This window comes from Phytoactinopolyspora mesophila (assembly GCF_010122465.1).
Taxonomy (GTDB): domain Bacteria; phylum Actinomycetota; class Actinomycetes; order Jiangellales; family Jiangellaceae; genus Phytoactinopolyspora; species Phytoactinopolyspora mesophila.
This window is the reverse complement of the sequence record NZ_WLZY01000009.1, coordinates 142,632-163,407: the sequence shown is the minus strand read 5'-3', so window position 1 is coordinate 163,407 and position 20,776 is coordinate 142,632. Positions and strand designations below refer to the sequence as shown.

At 67.5% G+C, this 20,776-nt stretch carries 16 protein-coding genes; 15 read left to right on the top strand and 1 reads right to left on the bottom strand.

Translation table 11 applies throughout. The features are described from left to right. Positions 1–43 precede the first annotated feature (43 nt). The 9 genes from F7O44_RS23270 to F7O44_RS23230 all read left to right on the top strand — a co-directional run bounded on the left by F7O44_RS23270 (position 44) and on the right by F7O44_RS23230 (position 12,347). A complete protein-coding gene (locus tag F7O44_RS23270; protein WP_162452789.1) occupies positions 44–997 on the top strand; it encodes an ABC transporter permease in 954 nt (317 codons plus the stop codon). After that, positions 990–1,940, top strand: coding sequence for an ABC transporter permease (locus F7O44_RS23265; protein WP_162452698.1), 951 nt, complete (start codon positions 990–992; stop codon positions 1,938–1,940). Before F7O44_RS23270 ends, F7O44_RS23265 begins: the two co-directional genes overlap by 8 nt. Then, entirely contained in the window at positions 1,937–2,956 is a 1,020-nt protein-coding gene (locus tag F7O44_RS23260) for an ABC transporter ATP-binding protein (RefSeq protein ID WP_162452697.1), read from the top strand. Before F7O44_RS23265 ends, F7O44_RS23260 begins: the two co-directional genes overlap by 4 nt. Continuing rightward, positions 2,947–3,633 (top strand): ABC transporter ATP-binding protein, encoded by a 687-nt coding sequence (locus tag F7O44_RS23255; RefSeq protein WP_162452696.1) that lies wholly within the window; start codon positions 2,947–2,949, stop codon positions 3,631–3,633. Before F7O44_RS23260 ends, F7O44_RS23255 begins: the two co-directional genes overlap by 10 nt. An 11-nt stretch (positions 3,634–3,644) precedes the next feature. Next, a complete protein-coding gene (locus tag F7O44_RS23250) occupies positions 3,645–4,391 on the top strand; it encodes an aldo/keto reductase (protein ID WP_162452695.1) in 747 nt (248 codons plus the stop codon). Positions 4,392–4,634: 243 nt separating this feature from the next. Continuing rightward, positions 4,635–6,992 (top strand): Ig-like domain-containing protein, encoded by a 2,358-nt coding sequence (locus F7O44_RS23245; RefSeq protein WP_162452694.1) that lies wholly within the window; start codon positions 4,635–4,637, stop codon positions 6,990–6,992. A 3-nt stretch (positions 6,993–6,995) separates the two neighbouring features. Further along, positions 6,996–8,588: a S1 family peptidase gene (locus F7O44_RS23240; RefSeq protein ID WP_162452693.1), complete on the top strand. Its 1,593-nt coding sequence runs from the start codon at positions 6,996–6,998 to the stop codon at positions 8,586–8,588. A gap of 380 nt (positions 8,589–8,968) precedes the next feature. Continuing rightward, positions 8,969–11,221 (top strand): LPXTG cell wall anchor domain-containing protein, encoded by a 2,253-nt coding sequence (locus tag F7O44_RS32070; protein WP_162452692.1) that lies wholly within the window; start codon positions 8,969–8,971, stop codon positions 11,219–11,221. Between the two features lie 220 nt (positions 11,222–11,441). Beyond that, a complete protein-coding gene (locus F7O44_RS23230; protein WP_162452691.1) occupies positions 11,442–12,347 on the top strand; it encodes an EamA family transporter in 906 nt (301 codons plus the stop codon). Between the two features lie 63 nt (positions 12,348–12,410). On the opposite strand, the gene F7O44_RS23225 is transcribed toward F7O44_RS23230, so the two are convergent. Further along, entirely contained in the window at positions 12,411–13,361 is a 951-nt protein-coding gene (locus F7O44_RS23225) for a LysR family transcriptional regulator (RefSeq protein WP_162452690.1), read from the bottom strand. A gap of 277 nt (positions 13,362–13,638) precedes the next feature. Here F7O44_RS23225 and F7O44_RS23220 point away from each other — a divergent pair, with 277 nt between their 5' ends. The 6 genes from F7O44_RS23220 to F7O44_RS23195 all read left to right on the top strand — a co-directional run bounded on the left by F7O44_RS23220 (position 13,639) and on the right by F7O44_RS23195 (position 20,763). Then, the gene (locus tag F7O44_RS23220) at positions 13,639–14,631 is read left to right on the top strand and encodes a LacI family DNA-binding transcriptional regulator (protein WP_162452689.1); all 993 of its coding nucleotides are present in this window, start codon (positions 13,639–13,641) and stop codon (positions 14,629–14,631) included. A 70-nt stretch (positions 14,632–14,701) separates the two neighbouring features. Continuing rightward, positions 14,702–16,372: a ribulokinase gene (araB, locus tag F7O44_RS23215; protein WP_162452688.1), complete on the top strand. Its 1,671-nt coding sequence runs from the start codon at positions 14,702–14,704 to the stop codon at positions 16,370–16,372. Beyond that, on the top strand, positions 16,369–17,028 hold the full coding sequence (locus F7O44_RS23210) for an L-ribulose-5-phosphate 4-epimerase (RefSeq protein ID WP_162452687.1): 660 nt from the start codon (positions 16,369–16,371) through the stop codon (positions 17,026–17,028). The genes araB and F7O44_RS23210 overlap by 4 nt, the downstream gene beginning before the upstream one ends. A 15-nt stretch (positions 17,029–17,043) precedes the next feature. Further along, the gene (araA, locus tag F7O44_RS23205; protein WP_162452686.1) at positions 17,044–18,552 is read left to right on the top strand and encodes an L-arabinose isomerase; all 1,509 of its coding nucleotides are present in this window, start codon (positions 17,044–17,046) and stop codon (positions 18,550–18,552) included. Positions 18,553–18,676: 124 nt separating this feature from the next. Continuing rightward, entirely contained in the window at positions 18,677–19,426 is a 750-nt protein-coding gene (locus F7O44_RS23200; RefSeq protein ID WP_162452685.1) for an ABC transporter ATP-binding protein, read from the top strand. Further along, positions 19,426–20,763 carry an FtsX-like permease family protein gene (locus F7O44_RS23195; protein ID WP_162452684.1) on the top strand — a complete coding sequence of 446 codons (1,338 nt, stop codon included), beginning with the start codon at positions 19,426–19,428 and terminating at the stop codon, positions 20,761–20,763. The genes F7O44_RS23200 and F7O44_RS23195 overlap by 1 nt, the downstream gene beginning before the upstream one ends. The last annotated feature ends 13 nt before the right edge of the window (positions 20,764–20,776 follow it).

The window sequence follows — 20,776 nt, the reverse complement described above, 5'->3', positions numbered from 1 at the left end:
GCGACGGGTGACACGTACGGATCGGCGCCGGGAAATCGGCCGCATGGCGCTACGCCGGCTGGCCATGATCGTGCCGGTCCTGGTGCTGACGTCGGTGGTGGTCTTCGGGCTGGCGGCGGCGTCGCCGTTCGATCCACTCGCTGGCTACCTGGGGGATCGGTACCTGACGGCCGGGGCGGCGGAACAGGAACAGCTCCGGGAGACCCTGGGGCTCGACGATCCCTGGTATGCGCAGTATGTGCGTTGGGCGGGCAGCGTGCTGACCGGCGATCTCGGAACGTCCCGGGTGTACGGGCAGCCGGTGGCCGACGTTCTCTTGGAACGGCTGCCTTGGACGGTCCTGCTGGCCGGAACGGCGATGCTACTGGCCGTCGCCGTCGCTCTGGTGCTGGGCGTGTGGACGGCGTGGCGCCAGGGCGGGTTCACCGATCGCGTCGCGACCACCGTGGCCCATGCGTTGGAAGGGGTGCCGCCGTTCGTCGTCGCGCTGGCCGCCATCGGGATCTTCGCCCTGGGACTGTCGTGGCTTCCGGTCGCTGGGCTGACCGACGCCGGGGCAGCGCTCAGTGTTGGGCAGGTCGCACGACACCTCGTCCTGCCGGCTGGTGTGCTGGCAATCGCCCAGCTGCCGTGGCTGCTGCTACACGTCCGGCAGTCGCTGATCGGGGCATTTGGCTCCGACCATGTCACGGGGGCTCGTTCACGTGGCCTTCCGGCCCGTACCGTGGTGCTCCGCCATGCCCTGCCGACGGCCTTGCTGCCGTTCGTGACGCTGGTGGGCGCCCGGCTGCCCGAACTGGTGACCGGCGCCATCCTGGTGGAGGCGGTGTTCTCCTGGCCCGGTGTGGCCGAGGCCGTGGTCCGCTCGGCGATGCAGGTGGACTTCCCCTTGCTGGCAGCGTTGACGCTGCTGGCCGCCGTGGTCGTGTTGCTCGGCTCGCTGATCGCTGATGTCTTGTACGCGGTGCTCGACCCCAGGGTGGCCACCGATGGCTGACACAGGCACCCGCAAGCCCACCCGAGACCCGGTTGGATCGGCGTCGCCACCAGGGGTGTGGATCGATGCCGGCCGGCTCTGGACTCGGGCCCGGCCAGGGCGCCGCCGCACAAGGCTGACGGCTCGGCAGCGTCTGTTCTTCGGCATCGGTGTGCTGGTGACGCTGGTCGCGTATGCCGTCCTGGTGCCGATGCTCGCTGGGCTCGACGAACGGGTCATCGACCTGGCAGCGGCCGGCTCCGCGCCCTCCACCGACCACCTGTTCGGCACCGACCAGGCCGGCCGGGATCTCTTTGTCCGCACCGCTGCCGGCCTGCGAATATCGTTGCTGATCGCGGGCTTGTGCGCGGTTATCTCGACGGTGCTCGGGGTGGCGGTCGGGGCGCTCGCCGGCGCGGCGGGCGGTTGGGTGGACCGGATCGTGATGCGTTTGGTCGACACCGTGAACGCGGTGCCGCACCTGTTGCTCGGCATCGTGATCGTCGCGCTGTACCGCGGGAGCGTCGTGGCGATCGTCGCCTCGATCGCGTTGACTCACTGGGCGCCGGTAGCACGGCTGATCCGGTCGGAGATCCTGTCGTTGCGGCAGCGCGAGTTCGTCGACGCGGCCATCTCCGGCGGGGCTTCGCGCCGGTGGGTGATCCGGCGGCACTACCTGCCCGCGGTGGTCCCGCAGGCCGTCCTGGCAGCCGTACTGTTGCTCCCGCATGCGGTCTGGCATGAGTCGGCGCTGAGCTTCCTCGGCCTGGGCTTGCCGCCGCATCGCGCCAGCCTCGGCACGTTGCTGGATGAGGCGCGCGAGTCGTTGTTGCTCGGTTCGTGGTGGACGCTGGTCTTTCCGTCGCTGATGCTCGTGGCCGCCACGCTCGCCGTCGCGGCGTGCGGCGCCGCATGGCGAGACCACACGCTGCCGAGGCGGCAGAGCGAGGAAGGGCTGACATGACCCCCGCTCCCCGCGGTGACGCCTCCACGCCTGTTGATCATGGGCAGGCTCCCATTCTCGGGCCCCAAAAGGTGGCATGTGCCCATGATCAACAGGGGAGTGGGGGTGTTCTGACGGTCGAGGCGCTGTCCGTACGCATCCGGTTGGCCAGCGGCAGCACGGTCCGGGCGGTGAACGAGGTGTCGTTCGCGCTGCGGCGCGGCCGGATCCTCGCTCTGGTCGGAGAGAGCGGATGCGGCAAGTCCGTGCTGGCCGCGGCGATTCTCGGACTGTTGCCGGGCAACGCGCAGGTACGCGGCTCGGTGATGCTGACCAGCGAGGACGGACCGGCCGATCTGCTGCGAGCGAGCGAGCACGAGTTGGCCACCCGCGTTCGCGGACGGCGGATCGGGTTGATCCCGCAGTCCGCGGCCTCTCACTTGACACCGGTGCGCACGGCGCGGTCCCAGCTCACGGAGGTGGTGCGGCTTCTTCAGGGCCGCGAGGCGGGCCGCGTCGAACAGCTTGCCGAGCAGGTGGGGCTGGACCCTGCCGATCTGGATCTGTACCCGCATGAGTTGTCCGGAGGGATGGCTCAGCGGGTGGCGACGGCATTGGCCCTGGCCGGTGACCCTCCCGTCATCCTGGCTGACGAACCGACCGCGGGTTTGGACCGCGTGCTCGTCGACCGGACGGTGGATCTGTTGCGTTCCTTGGCCGACGACGGCCGCACGGTCCTGCTGATCACCCACGACCTCGCTGCCGCCGAGCGCGTCGCGGATGATCTCGCGGTGATGTACGCGGGCCGGTTGCTCGAGCTGGGCCCGGCGGTCGATCTGGTGTCCGATCCGTGGCACGACTACACCCGGGGTCTGATGAGGGCGTTGCCAGCGGGCGGGCTCGTGCCCATTCCAGGCCGGCCACCGTCTTTGACCGATCTCCCGCCCGGTTGCGCTTTTCATCGCCGTTGTCCGGGAGAGTGCTCAGGGGACGTGGGACTGAGTTGGTATGGAGAACGGGCGGTGGCATGTCGCTGACGGCAACGGACATCACCGTCGGGTACCGGAGAGGCAGCCCGGTGCTGGACGGCGTCACCCTGTCGGTCGATCCGGGCCGGGTCATCGGCCTGGCCGGACCGAGCGGCTGTGGGAAGTCGACATTGGCGCGGGTGGTGGCGTTGTTGCTCGCGCCGTGGTCCGGCGAGGTCATGGTGGATGGGGAGCGGGTGCACCGAACCAGGCACCGGGCGCCGCGCCGGCTCCGCACCGCCGTCGGGGTCGTCTTCCAGTCGCCACGGCGTTCTGTCGATCCGCGGTTCACTCTGGCCGAAGTCATGGCCGAGCCGCTTCGTGCCAGTCATCGTTCTTCCCGCGAGGTCCGGGATCGGGTGGAGACGTTGGCCGCGCGGGTAGATCTGACCGCGGACCTGATGAGCCGGAAGCCGCACGAGGTGAGCGACGGGCAGTTGCAGCGTGCGTGCCTGGCCCGTGCGCTGGCGCTACAGCCGCGATACCTGGTATGCGACGAGATGACGTCCATGCTCGACGCCTCGACGACGGCCGCCCTGGTCCGCGTCGTCAACGACGAGGTGGCCGAGCGCGACATGGGGGTACTCGCGGTCAGTCACGACGACGCTTTGCTCGATGTCTGGGCCGAGCGTGTCGACGTCCTCGGCGACGACATCGCCAGCAGCGATGTCAGTGGCAGGCGTTAACGTCGGCCGGCATGGACGATGACGATCTTGTTCAGCTGGGCAGAACCGACCTGCGAGTCAGCAAGCTGGGCCTCGGTCTGGCGTCCATCGGCGGCATGTTCGCCGCGGTACCGCACGAACAAGCCATTGCCACCATTGACGAGGCGTGGTCGCTGGGGGTGCGGCTGTTCGATACGGCCCCGGTCTACGGTTACGGGCTCTCGGAACGACGAGCCGGTCTTGCGCTGGGCACGCGGCCCCGTGCGGACTTCGTCCTGTGTACCAAGGTCGGCAGGCTGATCGAGGCCGGAGGCACCGACACCCAGCCGATCTGGGCCGAGACTCCTCCGGGGATGGGGCCGCGCCTTGATTACGGGCACCGCGCTGTGCTGCGGTCGGTCTCGGACAGCCTGGACCGGTTGGGTCTGGATCGAATCGATGTGCTGCACATCCACGATCCGGAGCAGAACTATCCGGTCGCGGTCACCGAGGCTTATCGTGCGCTCGCCGGCCTGCGTGAGCAGGGTGTGGTCGGCGCGGTATCGCTCGGCGTCAACCATGCCGACGTGGCATCCCGGTTTCTCCGTGAGGCCGAGGCGCCTGGACCGGACTGTGTCTTACTTGCCGGACGATACTCTCTGCTCGATCAGTCCGGCGGTTCCGTGGTGGTCGGGGCGAGACGGCCCGAGGAGATCGTGGAGTCCGTGTCGCTTCTCGAGTACCCGATTCCCGAAGTGTTCTGGAGCGAGATGACTCAGCGCGGATTGCTCGATCCGTGACAGTGACACGGCTCACAGAACTCGAGCCTCGCCGCCGGATTTTCCGGACTGGGCCCGACGTGCCCGTGTGCTGCGGGGATGAAGGCGCCTGGGATGGCCTGCCGGCTTCTTGGTGCGCGCCTGCCCGAAGACGGGTAGCCTGGCTCAGGTTTGCAGCGGCCCGATACCTACCGGCGCTCAGCAAGTCGGTAATGTCGCGGTCGCATACGCAGGGGGCCGACTACGGGGACACAGGAGCTGTTCATGAGTGCTCGAGTGATCGGGCAGCGTCTCACGTTCGCCGCACTCGCGTCGTCGCTCGTCTGCATCATGGCGGTAGGCGCCACGGCAGCGGACGCGTTGAACGACGAGTCATCGGAGGGCGATCAACCCGTCCCCGACGTCGTCATGCGCGAGTTCGAACCGCGTGACTTCACCGCTCAGGCGGCCGAGCTCCCGTCCGACCTGGTCGAGGCGATCGAACGTGACCTCGACATGTCGGCCGAGCGGTACCTGGCCGACGCTGCCGCCGCGAAGACCGCGGACGACGTCATCGCATCATTGGGAGACGTCGTGAAGTCGGCCTGGCTCGATGGGCAGAGGCTGCACGTCAGCGTGGGCAACCGCTCTGAACAGGCGGCTGTCGCCGCTACCGGCGCCAAGGTGCACGTGGGCGACGCGCTGTTCGATGCCGTCCGGGCTGCTCGATCCCAAGGCAGGGTCGCCTTCGCCGACCGCCAGAATGACAAGGTCATTCCGATCGAGGCCGACTTCGTGGGCGGACCGGCCCGATCCGGCGATGCGCCACCGGAAGCCAACTCCAGTACGCAGACCCTCAGCGGTGGCTTCGGATATGTCATCGAGGAGTCCGACACTTATTACCGCTGCACGGCGGCTTTCAGCGGCACGTCGTCTGCCGGGCAGCCCTTGTCGCTGACCGCGGGTCATTGCTTGGTGTCCGATTCGGAGCCGTTGGACGGACCGATCAATCTGCTGGATCTGTCGCTGCAAGACGGCACCACCGACGAGACCGGTCACGAGACCGAAGGCGATACCCATGCCGATGACGGCAATGGCTCGCTGCTCGATGATCTGACCAACGGTCTTCTTGGCACTGAAGACCCCGAGGACGAGGAGAACGAGCCGGGAGAACTGCTCGTGGGCGGTCTCACTGTCGGAGGCGGAGACTCCGCCGCGTTGGTGGAGATAAACGGTGAGGCTCGGCTGAGGCCCGAGGTCGCTGCTGGCGGCGGTGACCCGGAGCAGAGCGCGGGGCTGTCCATCTACGACTCGATGGCGCCGATCTCGGGGGCGCCTGCCTGCAAAAGCGGCATCACATCGGGATGGACGTGCGGCAATGTGGTCGCGGCTGAGAGCACTGTCAAGGTCGGCGGCGACGATGTCACCGGGTTCATGTTCGACGCCTGCACTGTCTCCGGTGACTCGGGAGGGGCCGTCGTCGTCGGCCATTACGCACTCGGTGTCAGCGCAGGTTCTACCCTGACCGGAACCGACTGCGGCGACGCCGGTCAAAGCCCCCAGGTGGCCATCGGCTATCGATTGTCCGGTGGTGATACGAACGTCGCGTCATTGTATGGCGATGACTGGAACCTCTCCGTCCACGTGGGTGCTCCAGCCGTGACCGCACCTGTCGAGGGCGACGTCACCGGAAAGAAGCCCACGTTCCGGGGCAACATCGACGCAGCAGCTGGGTCCACCGTCGTCGTTACCGTCGGCGGGCATGAACCCGTTGAGGCCGTGGTCAGAGCCGACGGCAGCTGGCGAGTGCCGATCGAGGACGCGCTGCCACCCGGCCGGCACAACTACACCGTGAGGGCCCAGCACACGCCCTCACCGTCCACTCGCGAGACGGAGTCCGAGACCGTCGAGGGCACCTTCGAGGTCGCGGAGGTCGCCTCCCTGGTGGTTCACACGCCGGCCGAGGGAGACACCACGAACGCGACCGAGCCCCGGTTCTTCGGCACGGGTGATCCGGGGGCTCGAATCACGCTTGAGTTCGACGATTCGACCACCTCGGCTGTCGTCGATGACGACGGCACATGGACGGTCTCGCCCAGCGGGGCCGAGCGGGCCGGGCGCTTTGAAGCCACGGTCACCCAGGAGACCCGTAGCGGCGAGGACGAGGTGGTGCTCGAGAACATCGGCATCGTGCCGGGAGCACCTCTGGTGGCCGCTCCTGAGGGCGGCGTGGAAGCCGATTACGCGATTGCCGGGTCGGCGTTGCCGGACAGCACCGTCGCGGTGCGGATTCTGCGCGAGGAGAGCGCCGACACGATAGAGGACGAGCCGAACGTCGGCGAGCACGTGACTGTGGCCGACGGCGAGGGCCGCTGGGAAGTCGAGCTGAATGACCTCGCTCCTGGTCAGTACTCGGTCAATGCGGTGCAAGCGGTCGACGACCTCACGTCGGAGCGCTCGGCCACAGTCCAGCTCCACGTCACCAGCCCGCCGGACGGTCATGCCCGCACCGGTGAGCTGGACGACGACCTGGCCGAGACCGGCAGCCGGGTCTTCGTGCCCGTCATGGTGGGAATCGTCCTTCTCGGACTCGGAACCGTGGGCATCGTCGCCTTCCGGCTCCGTGGGCTCAGGTGGCGCTGAGCCGTGGCGCGTGCGGCGGTCCGGCGGATGCCGGCCGCGCTCGTCGCATCATGTCTGGTTTCGGCGGGTTTGTTCGGCGGGATCGCTCCGGCCACCGCTGAGGACGCGCTGCTTGACATCGGGCTCGGCCTCCAGACATACGAGCCGTCCGAGTTTCGTGCTGAAGCGTTAGAGCTGCCGGCTGGGCTGCGGATCGCGGTTGAACGCGACCTAGGGGTGCCCGCGGAGCGCTACCTCGCCGATGCTGCCGCTGGTCAATCCGCGGCGCACGTCGTCGATGCCCTGCGAGCCGGAGGTGCGGACGTCGGGGCGGCGGTGTTCGATCGTGCCACTCAGACCCTCGAGATCTTCTCAGCAGACCCCGGCGATTATCCCGCGATCGAGGCCGCCGGCGCGGTTGTCCTGCCCGCCGCACCGCCGGAACCTGACCTGGATGCGGCCGTGATCCCGCATGAGGAGCGCTTCAAGGGGGGCTACGGCTACGGTGAGCCTGACGGCGCGGGTGGACTCCATAGCTACTGCACGGCGGGTTTCAACGGTCACGGCGCCGACGGCTCGGCCGTCGCACTCAGTGCGGGACACTGCTTTCCCCGGGCCGGCGAAGACACCCGATGGGCACACGTCGACATCGACGAGCCCTGGACGGCGGATACTCCGGGATGGCCGTCGCCTGGCGCACCACTGGGCCGCGGGGTGGGCGGCGCCTGGCTGTTCGGGAATGGTCACGACGTTGGTCTGCTCAACGTCGACGATGCGGCATGGACGCCGGTTCCGGTCATCACCACGTGGGGCGGCGGTAGCGGGGATCCTCGACGTGGGGAGGTCACTCTCACCGATCACGTCAGCCCGGTAGTGGGTCAGCCGGTCTGCCGGTCGGGCGTGACCAGCGGCTACCAGTGTGGAGAGGTCACCGCCGTCGACCACCTGGTCGACTACGGCGAAGCTCACGGCCACGCGGCGGTCACCGGTTTCACCACGTCGGCCTGCAGTTCGCCGGGCGACAGCGGCGGGCCGTATGTCTCGGGCACGGCGGCGGTAGGGATTCTGAGCGGTGCGGCCGGGCCCGCCTCCGGCCTGTGTGATCACTGGGATCCGGACACGAACTTCAGCTTTGCCTACGCTTTGGCGGGCGGCGCGCACAGCGCCGAGAGCTTCTACCGGGACGGCGAGTGGGAGCTCGCGGTAGCGGTGAGCGAGCCGGCCGTCTCGCTGCCGTTGGAGGTGGAAGCAGGCGAGCCCCTGGTTGTGTCGGGTGTGGTGGATCGCGCCGGCCCGAATCATTGGGTGAGCGTGGCCGTCTACGGGCGCACCCACATGGGCGCCGTCACCGCGGGTGGACGGTTCTCGGTTCGGGTCCACCACGACCTCCCGGCTGGGACCACGCATCCCGTCACGGTCCGGGCCCATTACGGCCGGCACTCGGTGTCGGAGCCGGCGTCAGGCTCGGTGTCCGTGACCGGGTCGCAGGACGGCGATCGGGAAGATCATCCAGTCGTCCCGGGAGCCTGCGCCACGAGTGGCTCGGCGGGTCTTGGGGGCCACGACGGTGCGGGCCTGGACGAAGTGGCGGTGATGTGCCGGAGACTTGCCCGGTAGTCGCGTCGATCATGTTCCTCCGGCGGCCGCGCCTGGTAACTGGGATGACGATCTTGCCTCCCGGCCACCGGCATGACATTCGCGGCGGGGTCGAACCCTACTGGAAGTTAACAAATCCGGACATATCGGTACGTAACGCTCAAAGTTGGATTTTAGCAACTTCAGCATCATTTGCCTGGCCAAGGCCTGAAGGTTCCCTCTCTTCGGCCTTCGTTACCAAATGTTTACCTAAATCGATCAGAGGGCCCAGGTGCTATCCACAGGCAGAGTCCGGTACGGTAACTCCGGTCCCGGTCTACTGGCAACGAGACAGTAGGGCGTCGTTTCGGCGGCGAGGGCATCCGGGACATGATGTTCATGACTAAGAACTGGAGAAATGCGTGAGTAACTCCACCGGCCGTTATCGCGGCGCCAGGAGGTTCGCGAGCGTGCTCGCTGCCTCCGCGCTCGTCGGTACGGGCGCGATCGCCTTCACCGGCATCGCGCACGCAGACGAATCCACACCTGTAGCAGCATTAGAAACCTTCAACGCCGAGGACTTCGCGGCACAGGCAGCCGAGCTGCCGGCTGGCCTCACCGAGGCCATCCAGCGCGACCTCGGAATTTCCGCAGAGGTCTACCTGGCCAACTCGGAGGCTGCCAAGGCAGCCGCTGACGCGGCCGCGGCGCTCAGCGCCTCCGGCGTGGGTGTCGAAGGCGTTGCCATCGACGGCCAGGACGTGACCATCTACGTCGCGGCCGAGGCCGACGTCGAGGCAGTCGCGGCCATCGGAGCCAAGGTCGAGGTCGGCAAGCCACAGTCGAACGACGACTTCAGGGACGCCGAGTTCGAGCTAGCCGAGGACCTGCGAGGCGGGTACGGCTACGTGTCCGCGGATGAGGACGGCAATTCAGCCAGCCGCTGCTCGTTCGCCTTCTCCGGCTATGACGCCGGCGGGGCCGACCGCTACCTGACCGCCGGGCACTGTGCCTTGCACCCGACGACCGACGAACAACTCGTGGGTGTTTTCCACCTCGACATTGACGAGCCGGTCCTGGACGGCGAGCTGGGGCCGGAGAACTTCGGTGACCCGATCGGCACGCACCTCGCACCGGCCCGATTCGATGGCGAACACCAGCCGCACGATGCTGGTCTCATCGATGTCACCGAGGCCGGCTGGGACAATGTTCCCGAGGTCTCGGAGTGGGGAGGCGGCACCGGCAACCCGGCCGATGGCGCCGTGACCATTCACGATTCCATTGACGCCGTGGTCGGTGCTCAGGCATGCAAGTCTGGTGCCAGCTCGGGCTGGACCTGCGGCGAAATCCTGGCTACCGACGAGGTCATCGATGTCGGTGGCATTGACGTCGCAGGGTTTGTCTTCGAGGCCTGCATGCTCGGCGGCGACAGCGGTGGCTCCACAGTGGTAGGAAACTACGCGCTTGGCGTCAACTCTGCGTCCACGCATGGTGGCCGGACGACCTGCGACACGTGGGGCGGCGGCGACTTCAGCATCAGCTACGCGGTCTCCAGCGACACCCACAACGCCTTTGACCTGTTCGGGTCCGACTGGGAGCTCAACGTCGAGGTGAACGCTCCGGTCATCGATGAGGCCTTCGGCGACGAGACCGGCGCCACCATCCGCGGCTCGGTCGCCAACGCCGGTGCCAACCACCGCGCCACGGTGAACATCGAGGGCCTGGGCGAGTTCGAGGTCGAGATCGACGGTGACGGCGAGTTCGTCATCGAGGTCGAGGAGGAGCTCGAGGTCGGCGCCGAGTACGACTACACGGCGCAGGCGTTCTACGGCAACCACTCGCAGTCCGCGGCCACCCCCGGTTCCTTCACGATCGAAGAGGGCGAGCCGGAGCCGGACGTCGAGGACCTGGTTGTCGACTCTCCGTCCGACGGCCAGACCACCAGCAACGCCCGCCCGCCGTTCGAGGGCACCGGCGAGCCCGGCGCGGACGTCACGCTGAGCGTCGGCGACGACGAGTTCGGTGCGGCCACGATCGACGACGAAGGCAGCTGGGAGATCAGCCCCGACTCCGACCTTCCCCGCGGTGCACGTTTCGACGCCACCGTGACCCAGGTGGCCGGTGACGACGCCCAGAGCGTCACGGTGTCCGACCTGGGCATCACCCAGCCTGAGGTCACCATCACGGTGCCTGAGGACGGTGGCGAGGTCGCTGGCGACGTCGTCTTCGAGGGGACTTCGTTCCCGGGCGCGCTCGTCGGTCTGCAGATCGAGGGCACCATCACCGCTGACGACGCCGAGCCCGCTCTCGGTGCCGCCTCGGACGAGTTGGCCACGGCCGACGAGGACGAGGACCTGGTTACCTGGGAAGGCGAGTTCGAGATCGACGAGGACGGCAACTGGTCGTTCGCCCCGGACGAGGCGCTGGAGGACGGCGAGTACACGCTGACCGCCTTCGCCACGGCCGAAGACGGCGACCCGGAGCTGACCGACTCGCAGGCCTCCGTCGACTTCACCGTTGTCACCCGTGATGACGATGACGATGACGAGGACGGCGACGAGCTGCCCGACACCGGTTCGAGCAGCATGCTGTTCATCCTCGTGGGTGTCGGCCTGCTGGCCGCCGGTGGCGCTGCGTTCGCCATCCGTGGCCGTCGGAGTGCTACCACGGTGTGAAGCCCAGCGTTTAGGCGCTGACTCAACGCACTAAGAGAACGAGGTCCGCCCCGGATTCGTCCGGGGCGGACCTCGTTCGCGTTACAGGCATGGTTGAGCTCCGGCGGCCCAGAAGAAGTCCCTGTGTGACGGCCGTCATGGCCGCGACGGGGCCAGTGGGTGCATGATTCAGCAGTAGTTGTGCAGGCCGTCCGTCGGCCATAGGCCGAGGAGGGCCATAGTGTCGCGTCGCGGGTGGGTTCTGTTCATCGCCATGAGCCTCATCTGGGGCGTGCCGTATCTCTTCATCAAGGTCGCCATCGACGAGCTCACGCCCGCTTCGTTGGTGCTCGCCCGGACGGCGATAGCGGCCGTGCTTCTGCTGCCGATAGCTATCGCGAAGGATCAGATCCGCCCGGTCCTGAAGCACTGGCGCCCGCTGCTGGCGTTCACCGCCATCGAGATCTGCGTTCCCTGGCTTCTCCTGGGCTACGCCCAGCACGAGCTCTCTAGCTCCCTCACCGGCCTGTTGATCGCCGCCGTGCCGTTGGTCGGGGCGATCCTGGTGGTGACGACGAGACAGGAGCGGGTCGATCGCCGCCGGGTGGCCGGACTGTTGGTGGGCTTCGCGGGTGTGGCGGCGCTGGTCGGCTTCGATGTCGAGGCGTCCAGTTTGTGGTCGGTCGCCGCTGTCGCCGGCGTTGTGGTCAGCTATGCCGTCGGGCCGGTGATTCTGGCCCGGTACTTGGCCGCTCTGCCCGCGTTGGGTGTCATGGCGGTGTCGATCACTGTTGCCGCCGTCGTCTATCTGCCGGTCGGTGTCGCCCAATGGCCGGCCGAGCCGCTCAGTACCCCGGTGTGGCTCTCCGCCGGTGGGCTGGGGCTCATCTGCACGGCTACGGCATTTCTGGTCTTCTATCGGCTCATTGCCGAGGTGGGGCCGGCCCGGGCCACGGTCATCACTTACGTGAATCCAGCTGTCGCACTTGTGCTGGGGATCGTGGTGTTGAACGAATCCGCGACGGCAATCACCGGGGTCGGCTTCGCGCTCATTCTCGCTGGTTCAGTCCTGGCCACCGCACGTAATCGGGGCGCGGCCAGAGAGGTTCCGCCGCGTGACTCCGCGCAGCTGAGAACCCAACCATAGCTGCGACCGGATGGGCCGGTCCGAGTCCACGTGGTGTTGTGCGCTGGTGCCCGAACGGGTGCGCTAGGCGGCGAGCCCGAACTGCCGGTGCCGCTGCAGCCAGTCGCGGTAACGAGTGCTGTCGCCGATGACGTCGAGATAGGCGCTTCGAGCGCGGTCGACGACGGCATCTGCGTTCACGGCGTTGAAGGAGTGGTGCCCGATCAGCTGCCGCCAGCGCAACGGCGTCCCGGCGATGGGAACCTTGACCAGACCCGGAGGCGGTCGAAAGGTCGGTTGGCACAGCGCGACGGCACGGCTGGTCTGCACCATGTACACACATGACGGCGGGTCCATCTCATGTAGTGCCTTGGGCGTGAAGCCGGCGCGAGCACAGGTGGCCGCGAAGCACTCGGCGAAGCAGCCGTCGCCGGGGATGGCCACCCAGAGCGCGTCGGCTAGGTCGGATAACTCCACCGCCGGTGCTGCGGCCAGCGGATGGGAGTGGTCGAGGAGGACGAACACCGCGTCCGTGGCGATGGTCTTCCAGGTGATGTCGTCGCCTGGCGGCACTGCGTCGCCGCATACGCCGGTCAGCGCATAGTCAAGGCGCCCTTCGGCGACCATGGCGGCAAGTTCCTCGGCCGACCACGTGGCGTGGGTGGTGACCGAGGCGGTCGGGCTCTCGGTGGCCAGGCGATGCACTAGCGGGCCGAAGATGGGGCTGTTGGTGGCTCCGATCCGGCAATGGTGGCCGATCGCCGGGGAGTTGGCCAGGCGGGTGACGTCGTTCTGAAGCTCTTGCGCGGCCGGCAGCAACATCCGGGCGCGCGCCAGCACGATCTCCCCCAGGGCGGTGGGCCTGGCACCCAGCCGATCACGAACGAAGATTGGTCCACCGAAGAGTCGCTCGATCCTCTTGAGCTGGGACGTCACTGCGGGTTGGGCCAGTCCGAGGGCGGCGGCGGCCTTGGTGAGGCTGCCGGTCTCGGCAATTGTGCACACGATGCGCAAATGCCTCAGCTCGAGATCCATAGAGGGAATGTACGGTGTATGTGGGATGACCGCTAGTCATCATGGCGGTTTTTACTTCCGCCACGTCATGCCCAGAACCTGTGACCTGCGGAGTTATCCGCGTGGAGGTGCGGGGAGGACCGGACCAGCCCCGATGCCAGCCGGGAGGTGAGACGCGCGGACGTGTGTTAACGTTAACATTCCCGGATGGGTGCCCACGCCCGCTATTCTCATGGGTGCGAGTGGGATAGAGGCTGGAAGGTCGATGAGTTTGAGCCAGGCGCGGCGGTCTCCTGTGATGACCGATGTTGCGCGCGCCGTGGGCGTGTCGCATCAGACGGTCTCGCGAGTGCTCAATGATCATCCGAATGTGCGCCCGGAGACGCGCGAGCGGGTCCTGGAGGCGATCAAGAGCCTTGGGTACCGCCGGAACTCAGCCGCCCGAGCGCTCGTGACGCGGCATTCCGGGATGCTCGGTGTGGTGTGTTTCGATACCACTCTCTATGGGCCGGCCAGTACCGTCTACGGCATCGAGCAAGCCGCCAGGGCCGCGGGCTACTTCATCAGTATCGTCAGCCTGAAGGAAATCACCCGCGCCAACGTCCAGGAAGCGATCGACCATCTCGCCGACCAAGGCGTCGACGGGATCATCGTGGTGGCGCCGCAGCGCTCCGCGGCGCAAGCCATCGCCGACATCCCCGACGGCATACCGGTGGTGGCTGTCGAAGGCGGTCACGCGCCCGGCGCGTCGGTCGTGTGCGTCGATCAGGTCGCAGGGGCCACCGCGGTGGTCGAGCATCTGCTCGAGCTCGGTCACGAGACCGTCTGGCATGTCGCGGGCCCGCCTGATTGGCTCGAAGCTGAGGCGCGGCTGTTGGGTTGGCGGGAGGTCCTCGAGGCCGCTGGGCGAGCGGCGCCTAAACCGCTGCCCGGTGACTGGAGTCCTCGCTCGGGGTATGAGGCGGGCCGTCAGTTGCTGCGGATGCCGGATGTCACCGCCGTTTTCGTCGCCAACGACCAGATGGCGCTGGGTGTGCTGCGGGCCTTCGCCGAGGCAGGCCGCGACATCCCGGGTGAGGTGAGTATCGCCGGTTTCGACGACATTCCGGAGTCGGAGTTCTTCAGTCCGCCGCTCACCACCGTGCGCCAGGACTTTGCTAAGGTCGGCAGCCGTAGCCTGGATGTATTGCTTCGGCAGATGGATTCGAGCGGCAGCGCGGACCTGGAGCGTGTCGTCGTCCCTCCGGAGTTCGTGCAGCGAGAAAGCACAGCTGGGCCGCCTGGGCCATAGAAGAACGCCGTAACCTGAACCTGAGGTGTCCCGATGACGACAGCAACACAGAACTTGCGCTGGAGGGAATGTGAACGCTAACAAAGATGCCTACGTGATCGGCGTCGACTTCGGCACCCTGTCGGGGCGTGCGGTCGTGGTGCGGATCTCCGACGGCGCGGAGCTCGGCAGCGCGGTGCATGAGTACAAGCATGAGGTCATCGAGGACCGCCTCCCGGGTAGCGGCGTCCCGTTAGGTCCGAGCTGGGCCCTGCAGTCGCCGGACGACTGGCGTGAGGTGCTTCGTAGAGCTGTGCCGGAGGCATTGGCGGCGGCCGGCGTGCCCGCCGAGCAGGTGATCGGTATCGGCACGGACTTCACCGCTTCGACGCCGTTGCCGGTGCTTTCCGACGGCACGCCGTTGTGTGAGATCGACGAGCTGGCCGACCGGCCGCATGCATGGCCGAAACTGTGGAAGCATCACGCCGCGCAGGCACATGCCGACCGGATCAACGCGGTCGCGGAGCAACGTGGCGAGTCCTGGCTGGCTCGCTACGGCGGCAAGATCTCGTCGGAGTGGGAGTTCGCGAAGGCGCTGCAGATTCTCGACGAAGACCCCGAGATCTACGCTCGCACCGAACGCTGGATCGAAGCGGCGGACTGGATTGTCTGGCAGCTCACCGGGGTGGAGACACGCAACGTCTGCACCGCGGGCTACAAAGGCATCCATACCGACGACGGCTACCCGTCGCGGGACTATCTGGCGGCGCTCGATCCGCGATTTGCCGACTTCGTGGACAAACTCGAGCATCCGCTATCGCCGCTGGGCGGACTCGCCGGCCGGCTGACCGCCCAGGCGGCCGCCTGGACGGGCTTGTCCGAGGGGACCGCGGTCGCCGTCGGCAACGTCGATGCCCATGTGACCGCCGCGGCCGCCGACGCCGTGCGTCCCGGGCAGATGGTGGCGATCATGGGCACGTCGACGTGTCACGTGATGCCGTCGGACCAGCTAGCTGAGATTCCCGGCATGTGCGGCGTGGTCCGCGACGGCATCGTGCCTGGCCTGTGGGGATATGAGGCAGGCCAGACCGGCGTCGGGGACATTTTCGCCTGGTTCGTCGATACGGCTGTTCCCGCCGCCTACGTCGCGGAAGCTGACCGCAGGGGCCAGACGGTGCATGAGTACCTCACCTCCCTGGCCAGCGAACAACCAGTCGGCGGGCACGGGCTCGTCGCTCTGGACTGGCACAACGGCAACCGGTCGGTGCTCGTGGACCACGACCTCTCCGGGGTGATGGTCGGCCAGACGCTCTCGACCCGGCCCGAGGACGTCTATCGCGCATTGATCGAATCAACGGCGTTCGGCGCGCGGGTCATCGTCGAGGCCTTCGAAAATGCGGGAGTGCCGGTCGCGGAACTTGTCGTCGCCGGGGGCCTGCTCAAGAACCGATTCGTCATGCAGGTGTATGCCGACGTGCTGCGCCGTCCGCTGTCGGTGATCGGTTCGGACCAAGGTCCGGCGCTGGGCTCGGCAATCCACGCCGCGGTGGCCGCGGGCTCTTATCCGGACATCAACGTCGCAGCCAAAGCAATGGGTCGTCGCACCGAAGCCGCCTACGTGCCGGACCCGGACCGCGCCGATGCCTATGACCGGCTCTTCGACGTCTACACCGAACTCCACGATCACTTCGCCGGCGCGAGTCGCGGTGGCACCGAGATCTTACACACCTTGCGCACGCTGAGAAACGAGGTGACGACATGACGTCCGCCGTCGATGCGGTCCGGGAGACCGTCTGCCGGCTACACGACGAGCTGGTCCGTTATCAGCTGGTGGCATGGACTGCGGGCAATGTCTCCGGGCGGGTGCCGGATCAGGATCTGTTCGTGATCAAACCGAGCGGCGTCGCCTATACCGGCCTGACGCCGGAGTCGATGGTGGTCTGCGCCCTTGATGGCCGCGTCGTCGACGGTGAGTTCTCTCCATCGAGCGATACCGACGCCCACGCCTACGTCTATCGGCACATGCCGGAGGTCGGCGGCGTGGTGCACACCCACTCGACGTATGCCTCGGCCTGGGCGGCGCGTGCCGAGCCGATTCCTTGTGTGCTGACCGCCATGGCCGACGAGTTCGGTGGCGAGATTCCGGTCGGGCCGTTCGCCTTGATCGGCAATGACGACATCGGCAAGGGCATCGTCTCGACGCTGACTGGTCATCGTTCGCCTGCGGTGCTCATGCAGAACCACGGCGTGTTCACCATCGGCAAGGACGCGACGGCCGCGGTCAAGGCCGCGGTGATGTGTGAGGACGTGGCCCGGACCGTGCACGTCGCCCGCTCGGGCGGTGCGGTCGTGCCGATCGCTCAAGAAGACATCGACAGCCTCTACGACCGCTACCAGAACGCGTACGGTCAGCCCTGAACCAAGGAGACAAAGATGAGCTCGACAGGAGCGTCCCCCGAGATTTGGTTTCTCACCGGTAGCCAGGGGCTGTACGGCGAGGACACTCTGCGCCAGGTAGCGGCGCAGTCCCAAGAGATCGCCGCCGCGCTCGGAGACTCTGCCGAGATCGATCCGCTCGTCGTCTGGAAGCCGGTCCTGACCGACCCGGACGCGATCCGCCGGATGTGTCTGGAAGCCAACGCCGCGGACCATTGCGTCGGCGTGATCGCGTGGATGCATACCTTCTCGCCGGCCAAAATGTGGATCGCCGGGCTGGAGGCGCTCACGACGCCGCTGCTGCACCTGCACACGCAGGCGAACGTCGAGCTGCCATGGGCCGACATCGACATGGACTTCATGAACCTCAACCAGGCCGCTCACGGCGACCGGGAGTTCGGCTACATCCAGTCTCGCCTCGGAGTGCCTCGCACTACCGTGGCGGGACACGTCAGCAACCCGGCGGTCGCCCAGCGGATCGGTGTCTGGGCCCGAGCCGCGAGCGGGCGTGCGGCGCTGCGCACGATGAAGCTTGCCCGGTTCGGGGACAACATGCGCGACGTCGCGGTCACCGAGGGCGACAAGGTCGAAGCCCAGCTGCGCCTCGGAGTGTCGGTCAATACCTACGGGGTGAACGACCTCGTCGATGTCGTCGATGCGGTGCCCGACGCGGATATCAATGCGCTCGTCAAGGACTACGAGGACCAGTACCGGATCGCCGAGCCGCTGCGCGTTGGTGGTGACCGGCACGAGTCGCTGCGATACGCGGCCCGGATCGAAGCCGGCCTGCGCACTTTCCTTGTGGACGGCGGGTTCACCGCTTTCACCACCAATTTCGAGGACCTCGGTGGCTTGCGGCAGCTGCCCGGGCTCGCCGTTCAGCGGCTGATGGCCGACGGCTACGGCTTCGGCGGTGAGGGCGACTGGAAGACCTCGGTGCTGCTGCGCACGCTCAAGGTCATGGCGGCTGGGCGAGCCGGCGGCACGTCGTTCATGGAGGACTACACCTACCACCTGGTTCCCGGCGAGGAACGCATTCTCGGCGCGCACATGCTCGAGGTCTGCCCGACGATCGCCGCCGGCACGCCGAGCTGTGAGATTCACCCGCTCGGCATCGGCGGCCGGGAAGACCCGGTCCGGCTGGTTTTCGATGCCACGCCCGGCCCGGCCACCGTCGTCGGGATGGCGGACATGGGAGACCGGTTCCGGCTGGTCGCCAACGAGATCGACGTCGTGCCTCCGGACCATCCGCTGCCGAACCTGCCGGTGGCGCGCGCGGTGTGGACGCCGCGGCCGAACCTGCGGACGTCGGCGGAGTCGTGGCTGATGGCCGGTGCGCCGCACCACACCGTGCTCTCCAGCGCCGTGGGCACCGAAGAGCTCTACGATCTGGCCGAGATGCTCCGCACGGAACTTTTGGTGATCGACGCGGACACTACCACCAGGCAGTTCGCCAAGGAGATCCGCTGGAATCAGGCCTACCACCGGCTGGCACTGGGCTTCTGACTCACGAACCGCCGCATGGGGGGTGCTAGGTCTACCTCGAAGAGGCTTCCTGGTGCCATCGACCCAGCGTCGCCGGGTTCATACGGTCGTACTGTTCACGTTTTCCCAGGTGAGGAGTGCTCCGATGACAGTTGACGACGCGATTGCGCTGGAGGTGCGCGCGTTGGCGCGCAGCTATGGCGCGGGGGCCGGATCGGTGTTGGCGCTCGCCGGTGTCGATGCGGCCTTCGCCAGGGGGACGTTCACGGCGGTGATGGGGCCCTCGGGGTCGGGGAAGTCGACATTGTTGGCGTGCGCGGCCGGGTTGGAGGCGCCGTCGTCGGGCAGCGTGCTGGTCGGGGGCGAGGACATCGCCGGTTGGGACGAGGTTCGTCGTGCCAGGTTGCGTCGCGAGCGGATTGGCTTGGTGTTCCAGGGATTCCATCTGATGCCGTATCTCACGGCGGCCCAGAACGTCGCTCTCCCGTTGCGGCTGGCCGGTCGGCCCGCGGACCACGAGCGCGTGGCCAGGCTGCTGGATCGTGTCGGGTTGGGTGATCGCGCTGACCGTCTGCCGTCGGCGTTGTCGGGTGGTCAGCAGCAGCGGGTGGCGATCGCGCGGGCGTTGGTCGCCGAGCCTGAGGTGATTCTGGCCGATGAGCCGACCGGTGCGCTGGACTCGGTCAACGCGACCTCGGTGCTGGGCCTGTTGCGTGATTGCGTCGACTCGCTGGGCCAGACGGTTGTGATGGTCACCCATGATCCGGTCGCCGCCGCATACGCCGGCACCGTGGTGTTCCTGGTTGACGGCAGGGTAGTCGGACGCATGGCACAGCCGACGGCCGAGTCGGTCGCCGGGCAGCTGAGCCGGCTGGACGAGCTGGTGGCGGCGTGATGCCGGCTCTGGCTTTGCGGTCGTTGCGGTACCGCTCCGCGGCGTTCAGCGCGACGTTCGTGTCGGTGTTGTTGGGCACTGCGGTGATCGGGGCGTTCGCGACGCTCTTTGAGGTCGCGGCGGGGCCGGTGGCGCCGCATGACGCCGAGGCGTTGCGGATCATGGGGGCAGTGGTCGGTGGCTGGGGAGCGTTGATCGTGTTGTACTCCGTAGCCTCGACGGTCGGGATCACCGTCGAGCGCCGCGGAGTCGAGATCGGGTTGTTGCGCACAATCGGTGCGACCCCGGGCCAAGCACGGCGATTGGTGCGGGTCGAGACCCTGGTGGTGTGTCTGGTCGCCGCGCTCCTCGGGGCGCTCGTGGCTTCGGTGGCTGGGAGAGTGTTGCTGTCGGCGTTGCGATCGAGTGGTCTGGTCGCCTCGGCCGAGTACCGTGGCGGGTTCGTGTCGTTGGCGATCACGGTAGCGGGCGTGTTGGTGGTGTGTCTGGGCGCCGCGGCGATAGCCGGGTGGCGTGCGACGCGGGGTGCGCCATCGGTCGCCGGCCGCGAAGACTCGGCCAGCCAGGGGGCCATGCCGTGGTGGCGGATCGCCGTCGCACTGGGGTTGATCGGATGTGGGATCGCACCAGCCATCGTCACCGTGACCGTCACCAAGAACTCCGCCGATCCGTATGAGGCGATGGCGACGTCAGGGTCGAACTCGATCATGGTCGGCATCGGATTGGCTGTGTTGGCGCCACTGCTGCTGCGCGTCGGCGCAGCCTTGGCTCGGCCGGTGGCGGGCGGTCGCAGCGTCGAGACCTATCTCGCCGCGTACAACACCGCGCGCCGGTCGCATCTGCTGGCCGGCGTTCTCGCACCGGTGATCGTGTTGACATCGGTCTCGGTCGGAACGCTGATGCTGGTGGGAATTGACGGGCGCACCCTCGCGGTGTCGACGCCCGACGGGCGGACGATCAACCTGCTCAACAACGTCGTGGTGGCGATGTTGTGCCTGTTCGCAGCAATCATGGTCGTCAACGCGTTCGCAGTGCTCGTCGAGCATCGGCGTGCCGAGCTGCGCCGGTTGTGGCTGCTGGGCGCGACGCCTGCCCAGGTGCGCGGCTCGGTCGTGGCCGAGGCCGTGGTGGTCGCGGCTGTCGGTATCGTCAGCGGGTTGATCGCCTCACTGACTACTATGGTTCCGTTCGCGATTGCCCGGGGCGAGGGGCTGGTGCCTGATGGTCAACTCTGGCTACCGCCCACGCTGGCGGCGGCAGTGATTGCTCTGACTGTGCTCTCGGCACGCCGGGCAGTCCGTAGGGTCGTGGGCTCAGCACTGGCCCAAGCGGCCTGATCGGAATCGAGGA